Origin of the sequence: Streptomyces vastus, assembly GCF_039532825.1 — a bacterium.
Lineage (GTDB): Bacteria > Actinomycetota > Actinomycetes > Streptomycetales > Streptomycetaceae > Streptomyces > Streptomyces vastus.
The window spans coordinates 50,690-71,669 of sequence record NZ_BAAASJ010000044.1; the positions used below are offsets into that span (position 1 = coordinate 50,690).

Consider the following 20,980-nt stretch of genomic DNA (forward strand, 5'->3'; position numbering starts at 1 on the left):
GCCTGCCCGCGGATGCTCCGCTCACGGTCCTGATCATCGGATTGGGCGACTACGAGGGCCGGGCCTACCAAGGCTTTCACCGCCGAGAAATTGTGCGGTCCTCACCAAGAGAGGAGTGCCCGGGACTCGAGAAAAGCTACCGCTTAGTATCTACTTGTTGTACCGTTCGGCCATGCCAGAAGCAGCCTCCGCCCCGGCCGTGCGGGCCACGATCGGCGACAGCGAGTTCGACCGCGACACCGCGCTCACCCCACGCGGACCCGGCGTCTACGCCATCGACCTCTCCGCCGGTTGGACGATCATCAACACCGTCAACGGCGGTTACCTGCTGGCCGTTCTGGGCCGCGCGCTCGCGGACGCCCTGCCGCACGGCGACCCGTTCACGATCTCCGCGCACTACCTGACGGCATCCGAGCCGGGTCCGGCAGTCGTCCGCACGGACGTCGTACGCACCGGCCGCACCCTGTCGACGGGCCAGGCATCCCTCTTCCAGTACGACGACGAAGGCAGGGAGGTCGAACGGATCCGCGTCCTGGCCTCCTACGGGGACTTGGACCAACTCCCCGACGACGTACGGACGTCGGCGAAGCCGCCCGCGATTCCGCCGCTGGACCAGTGCTTCGGCCCCGCCGACTCGCCCGCTCCCGTCCCCGGCAGCTCCGCCATCACCGACCGGCTGATGCTCAAGCTCGACCCGTCCACCCTGGGCTGGGCCCTCGGCTCGCCGTCAGGCAGGGGGGAGATGCGGGCCTGGTTCGGGCTCGCCGACGGCCGGGACGCCGACCCCTTCTCGCTGCTCCTCGCGGTCGACGCGCTGCCGCCGACCGCCTTCGAACTGGGCCTGTCCGGCTGGGTCCCGACCGTCGAGCTGACCGTGCACATCCGCTGCCGTCCGGCGCCGGGTCCGCTGCGGATCTCGATCACCACGCGCAACCTCGCCGGCGGTTTCCTGGAGGAGGACGCCGAGGTCTGGGACAGCGCGGACCGGCTGGTGGCGCAGTCGCGACAGCTCGCGCGGGTCAGGCTCTGACCCTGTTCGGCGCAGGGCGACCCAGGCGACTGAAGGGCGCGTACGACAGCTTCGTACGCGCCCTTCGTATGCACTCTTCGTGCGTGTCCTTGCGTGGGAGCTCACCCCAGCCAGTGCTGTCGGCCGACGGCGATCAAGCGCATGCGGCGGGTCGCCACCCGGATGACCTGCTCCTGCTCCTCGGGGGACGCGTCCAGGAGGTTGGAGGCGGTCATCAGCATCTGGTCGACGTACAGGCCCGCCAGCATCAGCAGGTCGTCGTCGCTCCAGCCGGCCGACTCCGGGTGCTGGGCCAGTGCGGTCCTCACCTCGTCGGTGAACCGGGCGAGTTGCTCGGCTATCGCGGCACGGACCTTCTGAACCCCGCCGTTGCGTTCGCGGGCGATAAAGCGGATGTGTGCGGGGTACTCGCGCACGTGACGGGCGATCAGCGCGACGGCGCGCTCGATACGTTCGTCGCCGGCCGCTGACACCGTGCCGGCGATCACCACGTGCAGGCTGCCCAGCGCCTCCTCGACCAGGGCCACCCCGAGATCCGCCGTCGAGGGGAAGTGCCGGTAGAAGGCGGTCGGGGCGACGCCCACGGCCCTGGTGACCTCGCGCAACCCCAGACTGCTGAGGCTCTGCTCCTCCAGCAGGCCCAGCGCGGCGTCCAGGAACGCCTGCCTCGTCCTCTGTTTCTGGGCCTGCCGGACGCCGAGCGTGTGACTCATGCCATGCAGTTAACAACTGTTCTCTGTGATTTGAAAAGTCATGAACGCGCTAGACTGGCAAGTCAGTGAACAAGTGTAACTACAAGCGTTCACTGATCAACGAATACGACCCACGACACCACGAGAGGCATCTCATGCTGTTCCTCGTCGCGGCACTCCTGCTGCTGGGCGTCGTCCTGGGCACCGTGGCCCACGCGCCGCTCTCCTTCACCCTCGTCGCCGCCGCGGTCATCGGCGTCTGGCTGGCCGTGTTCGCGGCCCGCGAGCGTCACTCACGCCGCCGCGAGAACACCAACTGACCACGTCCCTAAGCCTGTTGGGAGCAGACTCATGCAGCTGACCACCGCCGCGCCCCAGCGCCGTAACGCCGTCCGTCGCGACGCGGACGGCATGGCCGTGGCGTCCTTCATCCTCGGCCTTGTGGGCCTTCTGGTCTTCAACATCTTCCTGGGCCCCATCGCCATAGCCCTGGCCTCGGTGGCCCTCTACCGCAACACCACCCGCCCCGGCCGCGCCTATCTGGGCCTCGGCCTCGGCATCGCCGACCTCCTGGTCCTGGCGGCCTTGATGTCGGCGGACAACACGTTGTCGTGGAGCCTCGGCAGCTGACGGACCGGCCCAACGGAGTCACACCACAGCGGGCTCTAGAATTGGGCCCACCATGGCATACCTCGACCACGCCGCGACCACCCCCATGCTCCCGGAGGCGGTCGAGGCAATGACCGCCCAGCTGAGCGCAACGGGCAACGCCTCCTCCCTGCACGCAGCCGGCCGCCGCGCGCGGCGAACCGTCGAGGAAGCCCGCGAAACCCTGGCGGCAGCCCTCGGCGCACGCCCCAGCGAGGTGGTCTTCACCTCCGGCGGCACCGAGGCCGACAACCTCGCCGTGAAGGGCCTGTACTGGTCCCGCCGCGACGCCGACCCGTCCCGCACCCGGGTCCTCGCCAGCCCCGTCGAGCATCACGCCGTCCTCGACGCCGTGCACTGGCTCGGCGAACACGAGGGCGCCACGGTCGAGTACCTCCCGGTCGACCCGTACGGCCGCGTCCACCCCGAAGCCCTGCGCGAGGCCATCGCCCGCAACCCCGACGACGTGGCCCTCGCCACGATCATGTGGGCGAACAACGAGATCGGCACGGTGCTGCCGGTCCGCAAACTGGCCGACGTCGCCGCCGAGTTCGACATCCCTCTGCATGCCGACGCCGTCCAGGCCTTCGGCCAGCTCCCCGTCGACTTCGCCGCCTCCGGGCTCGCGGCGATGTCCGTCTCCGGCCACAAGATCGGCGGCCCGTACGGCATCGGCGCTCTGCTCCTCGGCCGCGAGTACAGTCCCGTACCCGTCCTGCACGGCGGCGGCCAGGAGCGTCACGTCCGCTCCGGGACCCTGGACGTGCCCGCCGTCGCCGCGTTCGCCGTCGCCGGCCGGACCGCCGCCGAGCAGCGCGAGTGGTTCGCCCGCGAGATCGGGGCGCTGCGGGACGACCTGGTCGACGCCGTGCGCAAGGCCGTCCCCGACGCCATCCTCGGCGGCGACCCGGCCGGCGAGGGGCGGCTGCCCGCGAACGCCCACTTCACGTTCCCCGGCTGCGAAGGCGACTCTCTGCTGCTGCTGCTGGACGCCCAGGGCATCGAGTGCTCCACGGGCTCGGCGTGCACGGCGGGTGTGGCCCAGCCCAGCCATGTCCTCCTCGCCACGGGCACCGACCCGGACCTGGCCCGCGGCACCCTCCGCTTCTCCCTCGGCCACACCTCCACGGAGGCGGACGTCGAAGCGGTGGCCAAGGCGATCGGCCCGGCGGTGGAGAGGGCACGGACGGCTGGGCTCAGCTGAGGCCCAGCAGCGCCGTGGCCACGCCTACGCCTTGGCCGTACGAGCCTGTCGTACGAGCGGTATGTACCGGTCCCAGTCCCAGCCCGGCCCCGGATCCGTGTGGTCCGTGCCCGGCACTTCGACGTGGCCGATGATGTGCTTGCGGTCGACCGGGATCTTGTAGCGCGCGCAGACCCGTGCCGTGACGCGGGCCGAGGCCTCGTACATCGCGTCCGTGAAGTCCTCCGGCTTGTCCACGAAGCCCTCGTGCTCTATGCCGATGCTGCGTTCGTTGTAGTCGCGGTTGCCGGCGTGGAAGGCCACGTCCAGCTCGCGGATCATCTGGGCGACGTAGCCGTCCTTGCGGACTATGTAGTGGGTCGCGGCGCCGTGCCGGGGGTCCTGGAAGACCTTCACCGCGCTGTCGAAGCTGCCCTGGGTGACGTGGATGATCACGCGGTCTATGCCGTAGTCGTCGGGACGGTCTGCCGTCCGCAGGTTCGCCGACGAGGCCGCCACCCAGCCGGCGCCCTGGAAGTCGACCTCGCCCATCTTTCTCGGCTTCTCCATGCCGGGCATGCGCCACCACATGCGGGACATCTCGTCCCACGCGAGAGCGGCGGTGCCCGCGGCGGCCGCCGTGCCGCCGATCAGCAGCGCCCGGCGCCCGATACGCCGGTCCGCGTCCCCTGCCCCTTGGGCCCTATGGCTGTTCGTCTCGCCCATGTGATCTCCAACGGATACTCGCGGGCTCCGGTTCCCGCGGCCCCTTACCCTTGAAGGGTTATGACTCAGATCTCGCAGCGCCCCCGCCCCCTCCGCGTACTGGCCGCCATGTCCGGCGGCGTGGACTCCGCCGTCGCCGCCGCCCGCGCCGCGGAAGCCGGGCACGACGTGACCGGTGTCCACCTCGCCCTCTCGGCGAACCCTCAATCGTTCCGCACGGGCGCGCGCGGCTGTTGCACCATCGAGGACTCGCGCGACGCCCGCCGCGCCGCGGACGTGATCGGCATCCCCTTCTACGTATGGGACCTCGCCGAGCGTTTCCGCGAGGACGTGGTCGAGGACTTCGTCGCCGAGTACGAGGCCGGACGCACCCCGAACCCCTGCCTGCGCTGCAACGAGAAGATCAAGTTCGCGGCCCTGCTCGACAAGGCCCTCGCCCTCGGCTTCGACGCCGTCTGCACCGGCCACTACGCCAAGGTGATCGTGAACGACGACGGCACGCGCGAGCTGCACCGCGCCTCCGACATGGCCAAGGACCAGTCGTACGTCCTCGGAGTTCTCGACGACCGCCAGCTGGCGCACGCCCTCTTCCCGCTCGGCGACACGGTCACGACGAAGGACGAGATCCGCGCGGAGGCCGAGCGCCGGGGACTGGCCGTCGCCAAGAAGCCGGACTCGCACGACATCTGCTTCATCGCCGACGGCGACACCCAGGGCTTCCTGGCGAACCGGCTGGGCAGGTCGGAGGGCGACATCGTCGACGAGTCGGGTGACAAGCTGGGCACCCACGAGGGCGCGTACGGCTTCACGATCGGCCAGCGCAAGGGGCTCCGCATCGGCACACCCGCCCCCGACGGCAAGCCGCGCTACGTCCTCGACATCTCACCGGTGAACAACACGGTGACGGTCGGCCCCGCGGCCTCCCTGGACGTCCGCGCCCTGACGGCCATCAAGCCCCGCTGGTGCGGCGCGGCCCCCACCGGCCCCGGCACCTACACGGCCCAGCTCCGCGCACACGGAGGTGAGACGACGGTCACGGCCGAACTCGTCGACGACTCCCTGGAGGTCACCTTCACCGAGCCCGTCCGCGGCGTCGCCCCCGGCCAGGCGATCGTCCTGTACGACGGCACGCGAGTGGTGGGCTCGGCGACGATCGCTACTACGGTGCGGGCGACGACTGCGGTGGCCTAGTCGGTCAGATGACTTCCACTTCGTAGAAGCACACGTGGTTCTTGATCTCCGCGACCTCCGGCTTCGGGTCCGGGTAGGTCCAGACGAGGTCGGGGGCGCCGGGCAGCGACCAGTAGGACGCGTCACCCTTGAACGGGCAGTGGGTGTGAGTGTCCGAGGGCGTCAGCAATTCAGTGCGTACGTCCTCCACGGGCAGGTAGTAGCGTACGGGCAAGCCTGTTTCGCGCAGCAGCAGCGGGCGTGTGCTCTCCGCGAGTACCTGCCCGTCGTGCAGTACGCGTACGTGCTGGGTGCCCTTTTCGATGGTGATGCGGTGGCCTGCGGTCACGTTCCGGCTCCTCGGATTGCGGTCTCACCGGGTGCAGCGCACGCTGCTGGCGGATTCTTCCCTGACATCGTCCCGATCGGGAGTCCCTATGGGATCCACGCGACTGACCCGCTACCGCAAGAGCCTTGCGCATCAAGTGACTTACGCGCTGAGGCACCCCGACAAGGTGCCCCCGTACGCCCGCCGGGCCGCGCGTGACGCCTGGCTGCGGCTCCGATACCGCGACCACATCGCGTACTACCGGGCCGTGATGGCCTCCGACGCCGCGCGCAGTACGGAGGCGGCGGTGGGCCACAATCCGTCGCGCGAGAGGTGGGCACAGATCGGGCGGATGCAGTTCGACTACCTGGTTCGGCACGGGCTGAAGCCGGAGCACAGGATGCTGGAGATCGGCTGCGGGAACCTGCGCGCCGGGCGGCTGTTCATCGACTACCTGGAGAGCGGCCACTACTACGGGATCGACATCTCGCCGGACATCCTGATCGCGGCCCAGGACACCGTCGTACGGGAAGGCCTCCAGGCCAAGCTGCCCCATCTGACGCTCACGGACGATCTGACCTTCGCCTTCCTGCCCGACGCGTCCTTCGACGTGGTGCACGCGCACAGTGTGTTCTCGCATTCGCCGCCGGACGTCATCGAGCAGTGTCTCGCCCACATGGGCCGCGTACTCGCGCCCGGCGGTTTCTTCGACTTCACCTTCGACCGGACCGAGGGCAGAGAACACCAGGTGCTGCACGAGGACTTCTACTACCGCACCGACACGCTGGTCCAACTGGCCGCGAAACACGGCCTCTCGGCCCAGTTCATGGATGACTGGGAGAAGCTGCCGCACCGTCAGTCGAAGCTCCGCGTGACCGCGATGTCCGATGTCGGCGTTGCCCCGTAGCGAACTCATCCGGAGTGCACCCGGCGAGCGCAGGCGCATCGCTAGCATGACGACGTGCACGCGTCCAATGCAGATCGAAACCTGGTGCCACGCGCCGTGGCCGTGGTCTTCATCCTCGACGGCCTGGGCCGCTTCTTCTATCACCAGCGCCGCTTCGACCGCGCCCTGTTCCCGGGTGGCTACGGGCTCGGCGCCGGGGGAAAGGTAGAGCAAGGGGAGACCATCGCTTCGGCAGCGGAACGGGAGTTGTATGAGGAGACGACCCTGCGCGCCAGGCCCGTACGCCTCTTCGACGCCACGTACCGCGATGGTTCCGTGGTGCACGCCATGCACGTCCACGAGCTGGTGACGGAGCGTACGTCGTTGCCGAACAACGACGCGGAATGGCTGCGGTCGGGATGGGCCGCGCCGGGCGAGGTCGACGCCTGGCTGGACGACGGCCTGCTCAGCGGAGACACCGCGTATGTCTACCGGATCTACCGGCAGCGCTACCTCAGCGCTCCCGCGAAGGTGTCCGGGATGCGGGTGACCACGTCTTGAGGCAGCGGAACGAGGGCGAGGACCGCTGACACGATCAGGACGTCGCGTACATAGCGGGACGCGTCCCCCGGCAGTGAGTTGTGGAACACGGCGGGGATCGCGAAGGCAGCGACCGCCAGCAGCAGGGCGGCGCCGACCCGCCGTGAGATCCGGGCCAGCCGCCCGGGCGCCCGAGATTGCGGACGAGGGCCGCCCATCTCCTGCCACTCCTGGCAACAGGCATGGAGGAACAACAGGGCCAGTTCGAGGGGCAGTTCCGTGTGCGTCCGGGCCGAGGGCAGTACAACCCGCTGCTTGCACTCCCTCAGCCGCGCCGCTATGGCGTACGCCTGGTCGCGGAGGTCGAGGCGGGTCTGCGGGTCGGACGACGCCGAGGGCAGCAGTTTCGGCAGGTCACGCTGGGCGATGCGCGACAACCGCTCCAGACTGCCGAGCACCTGCTTCCTGCGCAGCCCGTCCTGCAACCAGGCCGCGCTCGCTGCGGTCTGGTGGAGGCACTGCAACAGGCCCAGGATGATGCGCGCCCGCGGGTCGATCAGCCAGGACAGCCGGATCGCGACCGTGTAGGCGATGACGACCAGTGGAAGTGTGGCCAGGTAGGCGGCCGCCGGCACCATGCTGAAGACGAGAGCGACCCGCACCGCTGCGGGAGGCTCTGAGTCGGTGGCTACCAGGCCCACTGCGCCGACGACCGCGGCTGCGCCGGCTCCCGCCGCGTGGATGCCGACCCGGTCGGCCACGACCGCCCAGACCAGCAGCAGTAGGTTGAGCAGAAGGCAGCCCCCGGCGACGGCGGCGAGACGCGAAGCCGGTACCTGTGGCTCCCACCGGCCGAGCAATGCGTCGGTCACCAGCAGGATGCCGCCCGCGCCGAGCGGGAGGACCAGCCAGTTCGCGAGCTGTTGCAGCGCCTCGCGGTGCAGGGCGATGACGCTTGCGTGGACGGCCGCGCGCCGCACCACGGCGCGCGCGGGTGCGGCTTCCGGCTGTCCGAGCACGGCGCTGAGCGACGGGGCCTGCACCAGCTCGTCGAACCGGTGGAGGTGCAGCCCGGCCTGTCTGCGCCCCATGTGAAGAGCGCGCACCGGCGGTGTCCTGACGCCGTGCACGCGTCTGACGAACCGCATGACGTCACCGTCACCGCGCCGTTTCCGCGCAGAAGTGCGGCAGGGCGAGCAGCGGCAGGCTGTTCATGGCCAGCCCGTCGAACTCGGCGCTGTCGTCGCGGCGTCGCACGAGGCACAGGTCGGTGGCGATGAGGGGGGTCTTCTCGAGCAGACCGTTGGCCTCAAGAGTTTCGCCTGTCGTCACGAGGACGAAGGCCGCCGCGTCCGGGTCCTCGCGGGCGAGGCCTTCGAGCGACCCGTGCAGAGGTATCACCTCCACGTCATGCAGCCCCCGGGTGCCGCGAGCCCATCGTGCCGCGGTGTGCGGATACTCGGTGTAGAGGCGCCGGATCGAAGTGCGCCCGGGGACCGTGGCGTAGCACACGAAGGAGGCCCGAGCCGGGGCGAGCGAGCGGATCTCCAGGTCCTGGCCGGTGGCGAGAACGGCTTCCACTGCCATGTCATACCCCGTCAGGCCGATGTCGGCCAGGCCGCGGGCCACCAGGAGCGGGGCGTCCGTCCCCCGGCAGTTGATCAGGACGTCCCCGGTCGTCAGCTGCCGGACGAGGCTGCGCCGCTTCGATGCCGTGGCGGGCTCGGACACCAGTGCGTGCGCCAGGACATCGGCGACGACGGGGTACAGACGACTGGTGTCCGAGGGAGCCACGATGCGCAGACGCCGGGTCACAACGCGGCGGCGAGGTGTTGGGGAAAGACGTCGATCGGAACCACCGCGTCGGTCAGCGCGCGCACGGCACCCTCCTCGGCCGGCTCGGCGAGGACGACGGTCCGGCCCAGCGCCGAGGCGTACCCGACCTCGATGCAGACGCTGCGTCCGGTGTACCCCTGCTTGTCGATGACGTAGACGGCATCAGAACGGCGGATTTTGTCGAGAAATTCCCGGGTCAACTCCATTTTTTCGTCCAGGCCCACTTCGACGAATTCCTCGTCGAAGTCGAATCGAGGTGTGTGGACCTGGATTCCCTGGCGCTCCAATTCCTTGGCCAGACTCTTGGCGGCCGGATAGAACTTCGAGCTGCTGCAGATGGTGACGGTCGAGATTCCGGTCAGACGATCCACAAAGATTCTCCTGTCCTGGGACGGTAGGTAATTGAGATGGTGTAGTAGGTGATTCAGTTGGTGTAGTGCTGAAGCTTTCCCAGCAGCATGAAGGGGCGGGCGATCCCGCGGTACCTGAACCATTCGATCTGCCGTCCCATGGTTCTGACGACCACGGCGTGGGGCAGCACGGCCCCCACCACGTCCCAGGCCGCGCCCTCGACCGGCGAGTTACGGGACGGACGGGCCGAGGGGCGCACCTTGCGGTACTCGGCGACGATCATGCCTGCCAGTTCGGCTGGGGACAGATCGTGGCCGGACGTCCCGTCGGCCGAGAGCCTTTGTGCGAGCAGGTTGCTGAACCGGGGCATCGCACGTCGGCAGTCCTCCACCGCCGACAGCGGCAGATCACACAGTTCCCCGAAGGAGCACCGGCCGACGACCTCACGGACGACAGCTTCCCGGGGATCCACGGGAACCGTCGTCCGTTCTACGGAGCGAATGATCGGCGACCGCTCCCGGCCCCCGGCGAGTAATCCGCCGGCATCCAGAATGTCCGCCAGCCGGAACGTGGACATCGAGTGCCGGAGCTGGACAATCTCGCTCACCCCTTCGCGCAGGCCCGTACCGGGACTGTAGGGAAGGTCGCGGTTCTCCGTGAGCTCCTCGTCGATCCTGAGCCGCAGCGTTCTCGTGATCTCCATGGGGATCACATGGTGCGGGTCCCCTGTGATCACCGTCCGGCGGTCTCCCACACGGATCCGTCCGCCGCGAGCGAGTTCGTACTCATGAGCCCAGGTCCGCACCGCCCCCATGTCGATCAGTTCGTTGAGTCGGCGGTACGTCACCTTCGAGGTCTCCGGGATCGTGGCGGTGGCCCGTACGGTCACGGTGTCGGCGTAGAAGAGCACGGCCTGCATGACTCGTTCGAGGGTCATGTCGTCGATGAGCAGGCTGCGCTGGAGCAACAGCCTCATGGCGCACCGTCCGCCATGAGGTGGACCAGGCAGTCGTCCTCGTACACATGGGCGCTCCACGCGTGGTAGACCAGCCCGCCGGGTCGTCGGCGGAGGTCGTCGGCCACCTTCTGTAAGAGCCGTGCGAAGACGACGAGTTCAGGGACCGCGCCGATCCAGTAGTCCACGCTGCGTGCGACCAGCAGCAGATGGACCGCCTCGTCGATGACGCGGAAACAGCCGGAGACGGGGGACACCGGGAAGTCGGACGCGTACTCCGACTCGGGCTGCCACAGGGAGAAGGCGGCAGCCCGGGTGTCGGGACTGGATCGCAGCAGTGCCGTGGCCTGGGCGATCTGATCGAGGGTCGCGCCTTCCCGGGTGGGCCAGGCGTGCATACGTCGGTGGAGGAGCGACGTCTCGCGCTCCGCGCCGAACACCCTTTCCGCGTACTCGGTCACCAGGGAGGGATAGGCGTAGCGGGCGGGCAGCGCCAGGTCGTCGGCCGACTCGACGAAGAGGGTGAGGCCGGGCACTTCGAACGCCACGCCCCGCTCGCTGTCATGGCGGTACAGGTGATCGGGGGAACGGAACAGCTCAAGTCCCGCCTCCCACGCCTCGGCAAGGGTGCGCCCGCTCAGGGACCGGCCCGTCAACATGTCAGCGCAGCCCGATCACATGGCGGGGACGGGCGAGATAGAAGTCGCCGGTCCGCTCTTGGAGCAGTACCTCCCAGGCCGCTGAGGCGCTCAGCGACGGCGGGCGGCCGGCTGCCTCCTTCAGGGCGGGACGCCGGCCGTGCCGTTCGGCATAGGAGAGGTTGAAGGGCCGGACGGCCAAACGGTGCACGAGTCCGCGCGCCACTGACTGCAGTGCGTCGAACAGGGCCCGCATGTCGGCCATGGTCCAGTCGGCGCCACCGATGGCCGGGTAGACATCCATGCCCAGGTCGACGGCCAGCGCGAGCCCTTGCCGGACGAGTGGCCAGTCCCGCTCGCCCGGTTTGGCGTGCAGGGTGGCATGCAGGGTGATCTGCGGGGACACGTCGCGCAGCGCCGCCCGGGAGTTCCGGTCCAGACGTCCGTAGCTGTAGGGCAGTGCGCTGAGGTTGCTCTCCACCTTCACCATGCACGAGTCGAGCAGGCCACGCCTGTCCAGCTCCTGATGGACCTCGGTGATCAAGTCCGGGGCGAGCAGGGGCTCACCGCCGCTCACCCGGAGAATGGACAGCCACTGCCCATCCTCGGCGAGGCGCCGCCGGATGTCGACGAAGTTGGTCACGATCTCCCCGGCGGTCGTCCTGCGCGCATGGTCCCCCGCCAGCAGCCGGTAGTCGACGTAGCAGTAGGAACAGCGGAAATTGCATGCGGCGACATGTGTGATTGCCGCCAGATTGTGCTCGCTCCAGTGCCCGCCCAGTGTAGCGGCGGCGGTCACCGGGCTGTCCGATAAAGCCGCATGATGCCGGAACTCAGAAAACTCCGGCAAGGAAGTGGGAAGGCGCATCCGTTCGGATTTGACTGGTACGAACAAGCGGAAATAAGAACTGCGCACGTCTTCGAACGAAGTTTTCGTGAGATCGGTGATTCGGTGCTGCCCCCGGCCGGCGTGCACGATCTCGTGCGCTTTTCGCACCGCGGCCAGCGCGGCCTTTTCCCCACGTGCGCTGATTTCGGCCACCACCACTCCCCCTTGCGGCCATGTGTCCGGTAAGCGCGTCATGACGCATGGTAGCCGGTCGGGTTGTATGCGTATACGGGGCGAGGTGCTGCTGGAGGGACCGACCGCGGGCCGCGGTTGCCGGGCACCTCGTCGAGCGACGTGCCGGGGGGCGGGTGCGAGCATGGGGCCCATGGCTACACATGTGATCACCGGGGCCGGTTCCGGCATCGGCGCGGCAGTCGCCCGCCGACTTCACGCGCGCGGGGACGAGCTCGTGCTGCACGCGCGCGACGCGGGCCGCGCAAAGGAGTTGGCCGCAGAGTTCCCGGGGGCGAAGACCCTGGTCGGCGACCTCGCGGATCCGGACCGGCTGTCCTGGGCGTTCTCGCACCAGACGTTGCCCGACCGGGTCGACTCGCTCATGCACATCGCGGGTGTCATCGACCTCGGCCCGGTCGGCGAGCTGACTCCCAAGACCTGGCGCCACCAGCTGAACGTCAACCTGATCGCGCCCGCCGAGCTGACCCGGCACTTCCTGCCCCAACTCCGCGCCGCCCAGGGGCATGTGATCTTCGTCAACTCCGGCTCCGGCCTCAACGCCGGCCGCGAATGGTCCGCGTACGCCGCCTCCAAGCACGGTCTGAAGGCCCTCGCCGACTCCCTGCGCCACGAGGAGCACGTGAACGGCGTCCGCGTCACCTCGGTCTACCCGGGCCGTACCGCAAGCCCCATGCAGGCCAAGGTCCACCAGCAGGAGGGCAAGGAGTACGACCCCTCGAAGTGGATCGACCCCGAGTCGGTGGCGACGACGATCCTCATGGCCCTGGACCTGCCCCGGGACGCGGAGGTCCACGACCTGACGGTGCGGCCGGGGCGCTGAACCGCGCCACGACGATTCCGTACGGATTCCGTACGCTTCCTGGGTGAGCGAAAACAGCGTGTTCAAGCCCGGTCCCGCGACCGGGGTCGGGTCGATGCCGGGCGAGGACGCCCGGGAGGCCGCCAAGACCGTGACCGGCACGTTTGAGGGTCCGGTGACGGGGATGCCGTACCTGGCGGAACTGCCTGCACGAGGGCCCGGGGCAGACATGATCGGGCGGACCGCCGGGATGCTGGTCGAGTTGTACGCGCGGGTGGAGCCCAGCGGGTGGCGGATCGGGGACCGGCCGGGGCGGGACACCCGGCGGGCCAGGGCCTGGCTCCGTCAGGACCTCGACGCGCTGGAGGAATTCACGCAGGGGTACGAGGGGCCGCTGAAGGTGCAGGCGGTGGGGCCCTGGACGCTCGCGTCGGCGCTGGAGCTGAAGAACGGCCAGGCGGCGCTTTCCGACGCCGGTGCCTGCCGGGATCTCGCCGGATCGCTCGCCGAGGGCCTGCGCACCCACCTCGACGACGTACGACGTCGGGTGCCCGGCGCCGAGATCGTGCTGCAACTCGACGAGCCCTCGCTCGTCGCCGTCCTGCGCGGCCAGGTGAAGACCGCGAGCGGCTACCGCACCCACCGGTCCGTGGACCGTCAGATCGCCGAGAGCACGCTGCGGGACGTCGCAGGTGTGCACGACGGCGGGCCCGTGGTCGTGCACACCTGCGCCCCCGACGTCCCGTTCGCCCTGCTGCGGCGGGCGGGAGCCACCGCGATCTCCTTCGACTTCGGTCTTCTCACCGAGCGTGACGACGACGTGATCGGGGAAGCAGTGGAAGGGGGCACGAAGCTGTTCGCGGGCATCGTGCCGGGCACGGACGGCCCATTGTCAGACCCTGCCGGTAGCGTCATGGGTGTCAGGACGCTGTGGCGCAGGCTGGGGCTGAATCCGGGGCTTCTCGCGGAGTCGGTCACGGTCACTCCGACATGCGGACTCGCGGGTGCTTCGCCCGAGTACGCACGCCGGGCGCTCGCCCACTGCGTCCAGGCGGCGAGATCCCTCGCGGACAACCCAGAGTAACGGGAGGACGACACGGTGGCCGGCGACAAGGACGCACAGACTGGCTCGACTGCGGGGCCCGTGCCCGCCGAGGCACGGGAGAAGCACGCGCACATCGCTGAGCAGATCGAGGAGCACCGCTTCCGGTACTACGTGAAGGACGCGCCGGTCATCAGCGACGCGGAATTCGACCGGCTTCTGCGCACCCTGGAGGCCCTCGAGGACGAGTATCCCGAGCTGCGCACCCCCGACTCCCCGACCCAGAAGGTCGCGGGGGCGTACGAGACGGACTTCACGGCGGTTCAGCACCGCGAGCGCATGCTGTCGCTGGACAACGCCTTCGACGACGCGGAGCTGGCGGCCTGGGCCGACCGCGTCGCGAAGGAGGTCGGCACCTCCGACCACCACTTCCTGTGCGAGCTGAAGGTCGACGGCCTCGCGGTCAACCTCACCTATGAGCACGGCCGCCTCACCCGGGCGGCAACCCGCGGCGACGGCCGCACCGGGGAGGACATCACACCGAATGTGCGGACGATCGCGGAGATCCCCGACCGCCTGAGGGGCGACCGCATCCCCGACCTCGTGGAGATCCGCGGCGAGGTCTACTTCCCGATGGAGAAGTTCCAGGAGCTCAACGCCCGCCTGGTGGAGTCCGGAGACAAGCCCTTCGCCAACCCGCGCAACGCCGCGGCGGGTTCACTGCGCCAGAAGGACCCCCGCGTCAGCGCCACCCGCCCTCTGCACATGGTGGTGCACGGCATCGGCGCGAGAGAGGGCTTCGACGGACTCGACCGGCTCTCGGAGGCCTACGGCCTGCTGCGCGAATGGGGCCTGCCGACGACCCCGTACAGCAAGGTGGTCGACGACCTCGACGGCGTACGGGAGTTCATCGCGTACTACGGAGAAAACCGCCACTCCGTGCAGCACGAGATCGACGGCGTCGTCGTGAAGCTCGACGAGATCCCCCTCCAGGGCCGCCTCGGCTCGACCTCGCGCGCACCGCGCTGGGCGATCGCGTGGAAGTACGCGCCGGAGGAGGTCAACACCAAGCTGGTCAACATCCGTGTGGGCGTGGGCCGCACGGGCCGCGTCACGCCGTATGCGCAGGTGGAGCCGGTCACCGTGGCGGGCTCCGAGGTCGAGTTCGCGACACTGCACAACCAGGACGTGGTCAAGGCCAAGGGCGTCCTCATCGGCGACACGGTGGTGCTGCGCAAGGCCGGTGACGTCATCCCGGAGATCCTCGGCCCGGTCGCCGATCTGCGCGACGGCAGCGAACGGGAGTTCGTGATGCCCGCCGAGTGCCCCGAGTGCGGTACACCGCTGCGGCCGATGAAGGAGGGCGACGTCGACCTGCGCTGCCCCAACGCACGTACGTGCCCGGCCCAGTTGCGCGAGCGCCTCTTCTACCTGGCGGGACGCAAGGCGCTGGACATCGAGAACTTCGGCTACGTCGCCGCCGCGGCGCTGACCAAGCCTCTGGAGCCGGCCGAGCCGCCGCTGAAGGACGAGGGCGATCTCTTCGACCTCACCATCGAGCAGTTGCTGCCCATCAAGGCGTACGTCCTCGACCAGGACAGCGGCTTGCCGAAGCGGGACCCGAAAACCGGTGAGGAGAAGATCGCCACGGTCTTCGCCAACCAGCAGGGCGAGCCCAAGAAGAACGCGCTGGCCATGCTGGACAACATCGCCGCCGCCAAGAGCCGCCCGCTCGCCCGGGTGCTCACCGGGCTGTCGATCCGTCATGTCGGTCCGGTCGCGGCCGAGGCACTGGCGCGCGAGCTCCGCTCGATCGACCGAATCGAGCAGGCCACCGAGGAAGAGTTGGCCGCCACCGAGGGCGTCGGCCCGATCATCGCGGCGTCCCTGAAAGAGTGGTTCGCGGTGGACTGGCACCAGGAAATCCTGCGCAAGTGGCGGGCGGCAGGAGTTCGGATGGCGGAAGAGAGTTCGGGCGAGGATGAGGGGCCACGCCCGCTCGAAGGGCTCACCGTCGTCGTCACCGGAACGCTCGAACACCACACACGGGACGGCGCGAAAGAGGAACTCCAGAGCCGGGGCGCGAAAGTGACCGGATCGGTTTCGAAGAAGACGTCTTTCGTGGTCGTAGGTGACAATCCTGGATCGAAGTACGACAAGGCAATGCAGCTCAAAGTGCCTGTTCTGAACGAGGACGGCTTTGCCGTTCTGCTCGAACAAGGGCCGGAAGCAGCCGCTGAAGTCGCGCTTCCGGTCGAGGAGTAGGGATTGAAGGCCACCCGTTCGGCGCATACCAGATGCATGCGGGTGGCCTGGTCGCATTCGGGCAACCGTAGACGACCGGTGCCCGTAGAAGCCTTCTGCGGCCTACTGTTGAGATGTGCGCCTGCCGTGCCCAGCTGCGGTTGGGGCATCTCCCGCTCGTCAAGAGCGGGGGAAGAGTTTTCAGACGCGGTGCCGTTGAGGGTGTGTCGGGCATCGGGCCGCGTGGCGTGGGCACCGCCGGCTGTGAGAGGGACGGGAATGGAACCGACCGAGAGCGCCGCTCCGGACTCACGGCTGCGCCCGCGCTGGGTGACCGGCATGCGGAGATGGGGGGCGTCCCTGAGTGCCGCCGGACAGCGGGCCGTGGGCGGGCAGCGCAATGTGGTGGAAGGGCAAGCGCCGGGCACGGACCCGCGCGGACACGGGCACGGGCAGGGCCGGATGAGCCCCGGCTCGGGGCTCGGGATCCCCGGCACCCGCCCCGGGCTTGGGATGCCGGGCCGGGAGAGCGCGGATTCCGGGCCAGGAATGCCCAGCCATGGAAGCGCCGGCGCCGGGCACGGGCTGCCCGGCCGTGAATCCGAGCGGCAGACGTACTGGCCCACACTGCCCACGGCCGTCGTCGCGGCGGCCGGGTTCGTGCTGGGCGCGGGCTTCTTCCGGGGATTCGCCGGGCACCAGGCGCTCTTTCCGTCCGGCTCCGCCGGCTGGTCCCTTGCCGTGCTGGTGGGCATCATCGTCGGTCATCTGGTGGCGCTCGGCCGCGCCCGCTGGTGGGGCGGCACGGGCTCCGGCGCGGCCCTCACGCTCGCCGTCCTGCTGCTGTACGGCTGGGTGCCCGCGGGAATGGTCAGCCTCACCGTCGTCGTGCTCGTCGGCATAGCCCGCCGTCACCGCTGGCGGCAGGGCGTGCTGCAAGGCGCGGTGGACATTCTCGGCATCGGCGGCGGTGCGCTGGTGCTGGCCGTGTTCGGCCGGGTCCCGTCCGTGGAGGAGCCCTGGAACCCGGAGAGCTGGACCGTCTACACCGCGCCCGAGGTGGCGTTGGTGGCAGTCGCGTACCTCGCTGTGACGCGCGCGCTCCTGTGGTACCTCCATGCGCCCCGTGCCGGTGTGCCGACCATCGCCCGTACGGCCCTGGTCAGACACGGGCTCGTGGCCGTGGCGCTGCTCGGCATCGCCCCGCTGATCTGCGTCGTCGCGATGTCCCTTCCCGTACTGCTGCCACTCTTCTCGATCCCGCTCATCGCGCTCGACTTCAGTCTGTGGATTGCCCGCGCCCGGGCCGAGGAACAACTGCGCGACCCGCTCACCGGGCTGCCCAACCGTCAGTGGCTCCTCGAACGCACCTGGACGGCGCTCGAGGACGCCGAGCGGATCGGTGCGCGTTCCGCACTGATGCTGATCGACCTGGATCGTTTCCGGTCCGTGAATGACACGCTGGGGCATCTTGCAGGGGACCGGCTGCTGTTGCAGATCGCGGATCGGTTGCGGCTGGCGTTGCCGCGCGGGGCGGAGGCCGCGCGGCTCGGTGGTGACGAGTTCGCCGTACTGCTGCCCGTAGCCGACTCGACGACGTCCGCGACGCGGGTGGCTCGTAACCTCGTCGCCGCGCTCGGTTCGCCGCTGGATCTCGACGGGCTGACGCTCGTGCTGGAGGCCAGCGCCGGGCTCGCCGTCTTCCCCGACCACGCGCTGGACGCGGAGGGGCTGCTGCGGCGGGCGGATGTCGCGATGTACCAGGCGAAGCGGGACCGTACGGGAGTGGAGGTGTACGAGTCTAAGCGGGACTCCAACACCCCGGACCGGCTGGGCCTGTTGGGGGATCTGCGCCGGGCTCTGGATTCCGGGGACGTCGAGTTGCACTACCAGCCGAAGGTCCGCTTCGACGGGCAGGTGGCCGGGCTCGAGGCGCTCGTACGGTGGGTGCATCCCGAGCGGGGGAAGGTGCCGCCGGACGAGTTCATAGCGATCGCCGAATCGTCCGGGCTGATGCCGCATCTCACGGAGTATGTGCTGGAGACGGCGCTCGGGCAGGTGGCCCGGTGGCGGGCCCAGGGGCTTTATGTGCCGGTGGCCGTGAACGTGTCGCCGCGGGATGTGCATACGCCGGGGTTCGCGGGGTCGGTTGCCGCACGGCTCGCGCGGCATGGAGTGCCGGCGGGGGCCCTGCAGTTGGAGATCACCGAGCATGTGCTGCTCGAGGATCCGCATCGGGCCGCTGCCACGCTGGCCGCACTGACCGGACACGGCGTGAAGATGTCGCTCGACGACTTCGGGACCGGGTACTCCTCGTTGGTGCACCTGCGTCGGCTGCCCGTGAGCGAGCTGAAGATCGACCGGTCCTTCGTGGCTCGGCTGGCCGTCGACACGGAGGACGCCGAGATCGTCCGCTGCACCGTCGATCTCGCTCACTCGCTGGGGCTTCTCGTCGTCGCCGAAGGGGTGGAGGACGACGAGACGTGGGAGCGGCTCCGGGACCTCGGATGCGACGCGGTTCAGGGGTGGCTGGTCGCCGCGGCGATGCCCGCGGAGGAGACCACCGCGTGGCTCCGGGCCCGTGGGTCCAGGGGGTGGCAGCGGCCTCGGGCCGCGCTGCCCGCCGCTGCGGCGGATGATCCGGGGCGGGTCGTTTAGGGCCACAGCACCCCAGAGGGCGGGAGGCAGAAAGGAAACCCGGGCGCAGCCACCCGCACCGGCGCCATAGGATTGGCGCAAAGCACACACACTCACCCCTGAGGATCGCTGCATGCCTGGCATCACGCGCGAGGAGGTCGCCCACCTCGCACGGCTGGCGCGTCTGGAGCTGAAGGACGAAGAGCTCGATCACTTCGCCGGTCAGCTCGACGACATCATCGGCGCGGTCGCCCGCGTCAGCGAGGTCGCCGACCAAGACGTACCGCCGACCTCCCACCCGCTGCCGCTGACGAACGTCATGCGCGCGGACGAGGTCCGTCCGTCGCTCACCCCCGAGCAGGCGCTGTCCGGCGCCCCGGCCCAGGAGCAGCAGCGTTTCAAGGTGCCGCAGATCCTGGGGGAGGAGTAACCCGACATGACGGACAGCAACGTCAACATCATCAAGCTCACCGCCGCCGAGATCGCCCAGAAGATCGCCGCCGGTGACCTGACGGCCGTGCACGTCACCGAGGCCCACCTGGCCCGTATCGAGGCCGTCGACGAGAAGGTGCACGCCTTCCTGCACATCGACCGGGAGGGCGCGCTCGCCCAGGCCCGTGCCGTCGACGAGAAGCGGGAGCAAGGGGAGAAGCTCGGGCCTCTCGCCGGTGTGCCTCTCGCGCTCAAGGACATCTTCACCACCGAGGGGATCCCGACCACGGTCGGTTCGAAGATCCTCGAGGGCTGGATCCCGCCGTACGACGCGACCGTCACCCAGAAGCTGAAGGCCGCCGACGTCGTCATCCTCGGCAAGACCAACATGGACGAGTTCGCCATGGGGTCCAGCACCGAGAACAGCGCGTTCGGGCCGACCGGCAACCCGTGGGACCTCACCCGCATCCCCGGCGGCTCCGGCGGTGGGTCCTCCGCCGCCCTCGCCTCCTTCCAGGCCCCGCTCGCCATCGGCACCGACACCGGCGGCTCCATCCGCCAGCCCGCCGCCGTGACCGGCACGGTCGGCGTGAAGCCGACGTACGGCGGCGTGTCCCGGTACGGCATGGTGGCGTTCTCGTCCTCCCTCGACCAGGGCGGCCCCTGCGCCCGTACGGTCCTGGACGCGGCCCTCCTCCACGAGGTCATCGCCGGTCACGACCCCCTCGACTCGACCTCCATCGCCGCGCCCGTACCGCCCGTCGTCGAGGCCGCCCGCAACGGCTCCGTCGCGGGTATGCGCGTCGGTGTCGTCAAGCAGTTCCGCGGCGAGGGCTACCAGGCCGGTGTCGTCCAGCGCTTCGACGAGTCGGTCGCGCTCCTCAAGGAGCTGGGCGCCGAGATCGTCGAGCTGGACTGCCCGTCCTTCGACCTGGCGCTGTCCGCGTACTACCTGATCGCGCCGTCCGAGTGCTCCTCCAACCTCGCCCGCTTCGACGGCCTGCGCTACGGCCTGCGCACCGGCGACGACGGCGGCCGCTCCGCCGAGGACGTCACCTCCCTCACCCGTGAGGCGGGCTTCGGAGACGAGGTCAAGCGCCGCATCATGCTCGGCACGTACGCCCTGTCGAGCGGCTACTACGACGCGTACTACGGCAGCGCCCAGAAGGTCCGTACGCTCATCACCCGCGACTTCGAGAAGGCCTTCGAGCAGGTCGACGTGATCGTCTCGCCGACGACGCCGACCACCGCCTTCCCGATCGGTGAGCGCGCCGACGACCCGATGGCGATGTATCTCGCCGACCTGTGCACCATCCCGACCAACCTGGCGGGCAACGCCGCCATGTCGCTGCCTTGCGGCCTCGCGCCGGAGGACAACCTCCCGGTCGGTCTGCAGATCATCGCCCCCGCGATGCAGGACGACCGCCTTTACAAGGTGGGCGCCGCGGTCGAGGCCGCCTTCGTGGAAAGGTGGGGACACCCGCTGATCGAGGAGGCTCCGTCGCTGTGAGCAAGGCACTGTCGAAGGCCAAGGGCTTCAAGAAGTCGAAGTCCGGCACGTACCTGTCCATCGCCACGACCGCGTTCGGCGCGATCGGTGTCGCCAAGCAGATCAAGAAGGCCCGCGCCGAGAACGACACGCTGCGGCTCGTCGACGCCGTGGTGACCGCCGCCGGTGTCGTCACCGGTCTCGCACTGCTCTACCGCGAGCTGAAGCGGCTGGGCGACGACGACGTCCTGCTGGGCTGAGAGGGAAGTT

The 20,980-nt window shown here is 69.4% G+C and carries 23 protein-coding genes; 14 read left to right on the top strand and 9 right to left on the bottom strand.

Annotated features, from left to right (window positions below):
• Positions 1–172 precede the first annotated feature (172 nt).
• On the top strand, positions 173–1,030 hold the full coding sequence (locus tag ABD357_RS22810) for a thioesterase family protein (RefSeq protein ID WP_344392490.1): 858 nt from the start codon (positions 173–175) through the stop codon (positions 1,028–1,030).
• A 101-nt stretch (positions 1,031–1,131) separates the two neighbouring features.
• Here ABD357_RS22810 and ABD357_RS22815 read toward each other — a convergent pair whose 3' ends face one another.
• Positions 1,132–1,743 (bottom strand): TetR family transcriptional regulator, encoded by a 612-nt coding sequence (locus tag ABD357_RS22815; protein WP_344392491.1) that lies wholly within the window; start codon positions 1,741–1,743, stop codon positions 1,132–1,134.
• Between the two features lie 65 nt (positions 1,744–1,808).
• On the opposite strand from ABD357_RS22815, the gene ABD357_RS22820 reads away from it, so the two are divergent.
• The 3 genes from ABD357_RS22820 to ABD357_RS22830 are packed head-to-tail and all read left to right on the top strand — an operon-like array spanning position 1,809 to position 3,574.
• On the top strand, positions 1,809–2,042 hold the full coding sequence (locus ABD357_RS22820; RefSeq protein WP_344392641.1) for a hypothetical protein: 234 nt from the start codon (positions 1,809–1,811) through the stop codon (positions 2,040–2,042).
• Between the two features lie 31 nt (positions 2,043–2,073).
• Positions 2,074–2,352, top strand: coding sequence for a DUF4190 domain-containing protein (locus tag ABD357_RS22825; RefSeq protein ID WP_344392492.1), 279 nt, complete (start codon positions 2,074–2,076; stop codon positions 2,350–2,352).
• Positions 2,353–2,404: 52 nt separating this feature from the next.
• Positions 2,405–3,574: a cysteine desulfurase family protein gene (locus ABD357_RS22830; protein WP_344392493.1), complete on the top strand. Its 1,170-nt coding sequence runs from the start codon at positions 2,405–2,407 to the stop codon at positions 3,572–3,574.
• Between the two features lie 24 nt (positions 3,575–3,598).
• Here the strand turns inward: ABD357_RS22830 and ABD357_RS22835 are convergent, their stop codons facing one another.
• The gene (locus ABD357_RS22835) at positions 3,599–4,279 is read right to left on the bottom strand and encodes an N-acetylmuramoyl-L-alanine amidase (RefSeq protein WP_344392494.1); all 681 of its coding nucleotides are present in this window, start codon (positions 4,277–4,279) and stop codon (positions 3,599–3,601) included.
• 60 nt (positions 4,280–4,339) lie between these two features.
• Between ABD357_RS22835 and mnmA the strand changes: the two genes are divergently transcribed.
• Entirely contained in the window at positions 4,340–5,470 is a 1,131-nt protein-coding gene (gene mnmA, locus ABD357_RS22840; RefSeq protein ID WP_344392495.1) for a tRNA 2-thiouridine(34) synthase MnmA, read from the top strand.
• 4 nt (positions 5,471–5,474) lie between these two features.
• Here the strand turns inward: mnmA and ABD357_RS22845 are convergent, their stop codons facing one another.
• Positions 5,475–5,798, bottom strand: a complete 324-nt coding sequence (locus ABD357_RS22845) for a DUF427 domain-containing protein (RefSeq protein WP_344392497.1) — start codon at positions 5,796–5,798, stop codon at positions 5,475–5,477.
• Between the two features lie 88 nt (positions 5,799–5,886).
• Here ABD357_RS22845 and ABD357_RS22850 point away from each other — a divergent pair, with 88 nt between their 5' ends.
• Positions 5,887–6,684 (top strand): class I SAM-dependent methyltransferase, encoded by a 798-nt coding sequence (locus ABD357_RS22850; RefSeq protein ID WP_344392498.1) that lies wholly within the window; start codon positions 5,887–5,889, stop codon positions 6,682–6,684.
• A gap of 54 nt (positions 6,685–6,738) precedes the next feature.
• Positions 6,739–7,224 (top strand): NUDIX hydrolase, encoded by a 486-nt coding sequence (locus ABD357_RS22855; protein WP_344392500.1) that lies wholly within the window; start codon positions 6,739–6,741, stop codon positions 7,222–7,224.
• Here ABD357_RS22855 and ABD357_RS22860 read toward each other — a convergent pair.
• The 6 genes from ABD357_RS22860 to ABD357_RS22885 are packed head-to-tail and all read right to left on the bottom strand — an operon-like array spanning position 7,173 to position 12,025.
• Complete coding sequence (locus tag ABD357_RS22860; RefSeq protein WP_344392501.1) at positions 7,173–8,351, bottom strand: hypothetical protein; 1,179 nt, start codon at positions 8,349–8,351, stop codon at positions 7,173–7,175. The genes ABD357_RS22855 and ABD357_RS22860 overlap by 52 nt on opposite strands.
• A gap of 10 nt (positions 8,352–8,361) precedes the next feature.
• Complete coding sequence (locus ABD357_RS22865) at positions 8,362–9,018, bottom strand: type 2 periplasmic-binding domain-containing protein (protein WP_344392502.1); 657 nt, start codon at positions 9,016–9,018, stop codon at positions 8,362–8,364.
• Positions 9,015–9,410 carry a hypothetical protein gene (locus tag ABD357_RS22870; protein WP_344392504.1) on the bottom strand — a complete coding sequence of 132 codons (396 nt, stop codon included), beginning with the start codon at positions 9,408–9,410 and terminating at the stop codon, positions 9,015–9,017. Before ABD357_RS22870 ends, ABD357_RS22865 begins: the two co-directional genes overlap by 4 nt.
• A 53-nt stretch (positions 9,411–9,463) precedes the next feature.
• Positions 9,464–10,366, bottom strand: coding sequence for a hypothetical protein (locus tag ABD357_RS22875; protein ID WP_344392505.1), 903 nt, complete (start codon positions 10,364–10,366; stop codon positions 9,464–9,466).
• Positions 10,363–11,004, bottom strand: a complete 642-nt coding sequence (locus tag ABD357_RS22880; RefSeq protein WP_344392506.1) for a thymidylate synthase — start codon at positions 11,002–11,004, stop codon at positions 10,363–10,365. The genes ABD357_RS22875 and ABD357_RS22880 overlap by 4 nt, the downstream gene beginning before the upstream one ends.
• A gap of 1 nt (position 11,005) precedes the next feature.
• The gene (locus tag ABD357_RS22885) at positions 11,006–12,025 is read right to left on the bottom strand and encodes a radical SAM protein (protein WP_344392507.1); all 1,020 of its coding nucleotides are present in this window, start codon (positions 12,023–12,025) and stop codon (positions 11,006–11,008) included.
• A 163-nt stretch (positions 12,026–12,188) separates the two neighbouring features.
• Here ABD357_RS22885 and ABD357_RS22890 point away from each other — a divergent pair, with 163 nt between their 5' ends.
• From ABD357_RS22890 to ABD357_RS22920, 7 genes are all read left to right on the top strand, one after another.
• Complete coding sequence (locus ABD357_RS22890) at positions 12,189–12,887, top strand: SDR family oxidoreductase (RefSeq protein WP_344392508.1); 699 nt, start codon at positions 12,189–12,191, stop codon at positions 12,885–12,887.
• A 43-nt stretch (positions 12,888–12,930) separates the two neighbouring features.
• Positions 12,931–13,950, top strand: a complete 1,020-nt coding sequence (locus tag ABD357_RS22895) for a methionine synthase (protein WP_344392510.1) — start codon at positions 12,931–12,933, stop codon at positions 13,948–13,950.
• Positions 13,951–13,965: 15 nt separating this feature from the next.
• Positions 13,966–16,173, top strand: coding sequence for an NAD-dependent DNA ligase LigA (gene ligA / locus ABD357_RS22900; RefSeq protein WP_344392511.1), 2,208 nt, complete (start codon positions 13,966–13,968; stop codon positions 16,171–16,173).
• Between the two features lie 258 nt (positions 16,174–16,431).
• Entirely contained in the window at positions 16,432–18,810 is a 2,379-nt protein-coding gene (locus ABD357_RS22905; RefSeq protein WP_344392512.1) for a putative bifunctional diguanylate cyclase/phosphodiesterase, read from the top strand.
• Between the two features lie 112 nt (positions 18,811–18,922).
• Entirely contained in the window at positions 18,923–19,219 is a 297-nt protein-coding gene (gatC, locus tag ABD357_RS22910; RefSeq protein ID WP_030258164.1) for an Asp-tRNA(Asn)/Glu-tRNA(Gln) amidotransferase subunit GatC, read from the top strand.
• A gap of 6 nt (positions 19,220–19,225) precedes the next feature.
• Positions 19,226–20,731: an Asp-tRNA(Asn)/Glu-tRNA(Gln) amidotransferase subunit GatA gene (gene gatA, locus ABD357_RS22915; RefSeq protein ID WP_344392515.1), complete on the top strand. Its 1,506-nt coding sequence runs from the start codon at positions 19,226–19,228 to the stop codon at positions 20,729–20,731.
• Complete coding sequence (locus ABD357_RS22920) at positions 20,728–20,970, top strand: hypothetical protein (protein WP_344392517.1); 243 nt, start codon at positions 20,728–20,730, stop codon at positions 20,968–20,970. Before gatA ends, ABD357_RS22920 begins: the two co-directional genes overlap by 4 nt.
• The last annotated feature ends 10 nt before the right edge of the window (positions 20,971–20,980 follow it).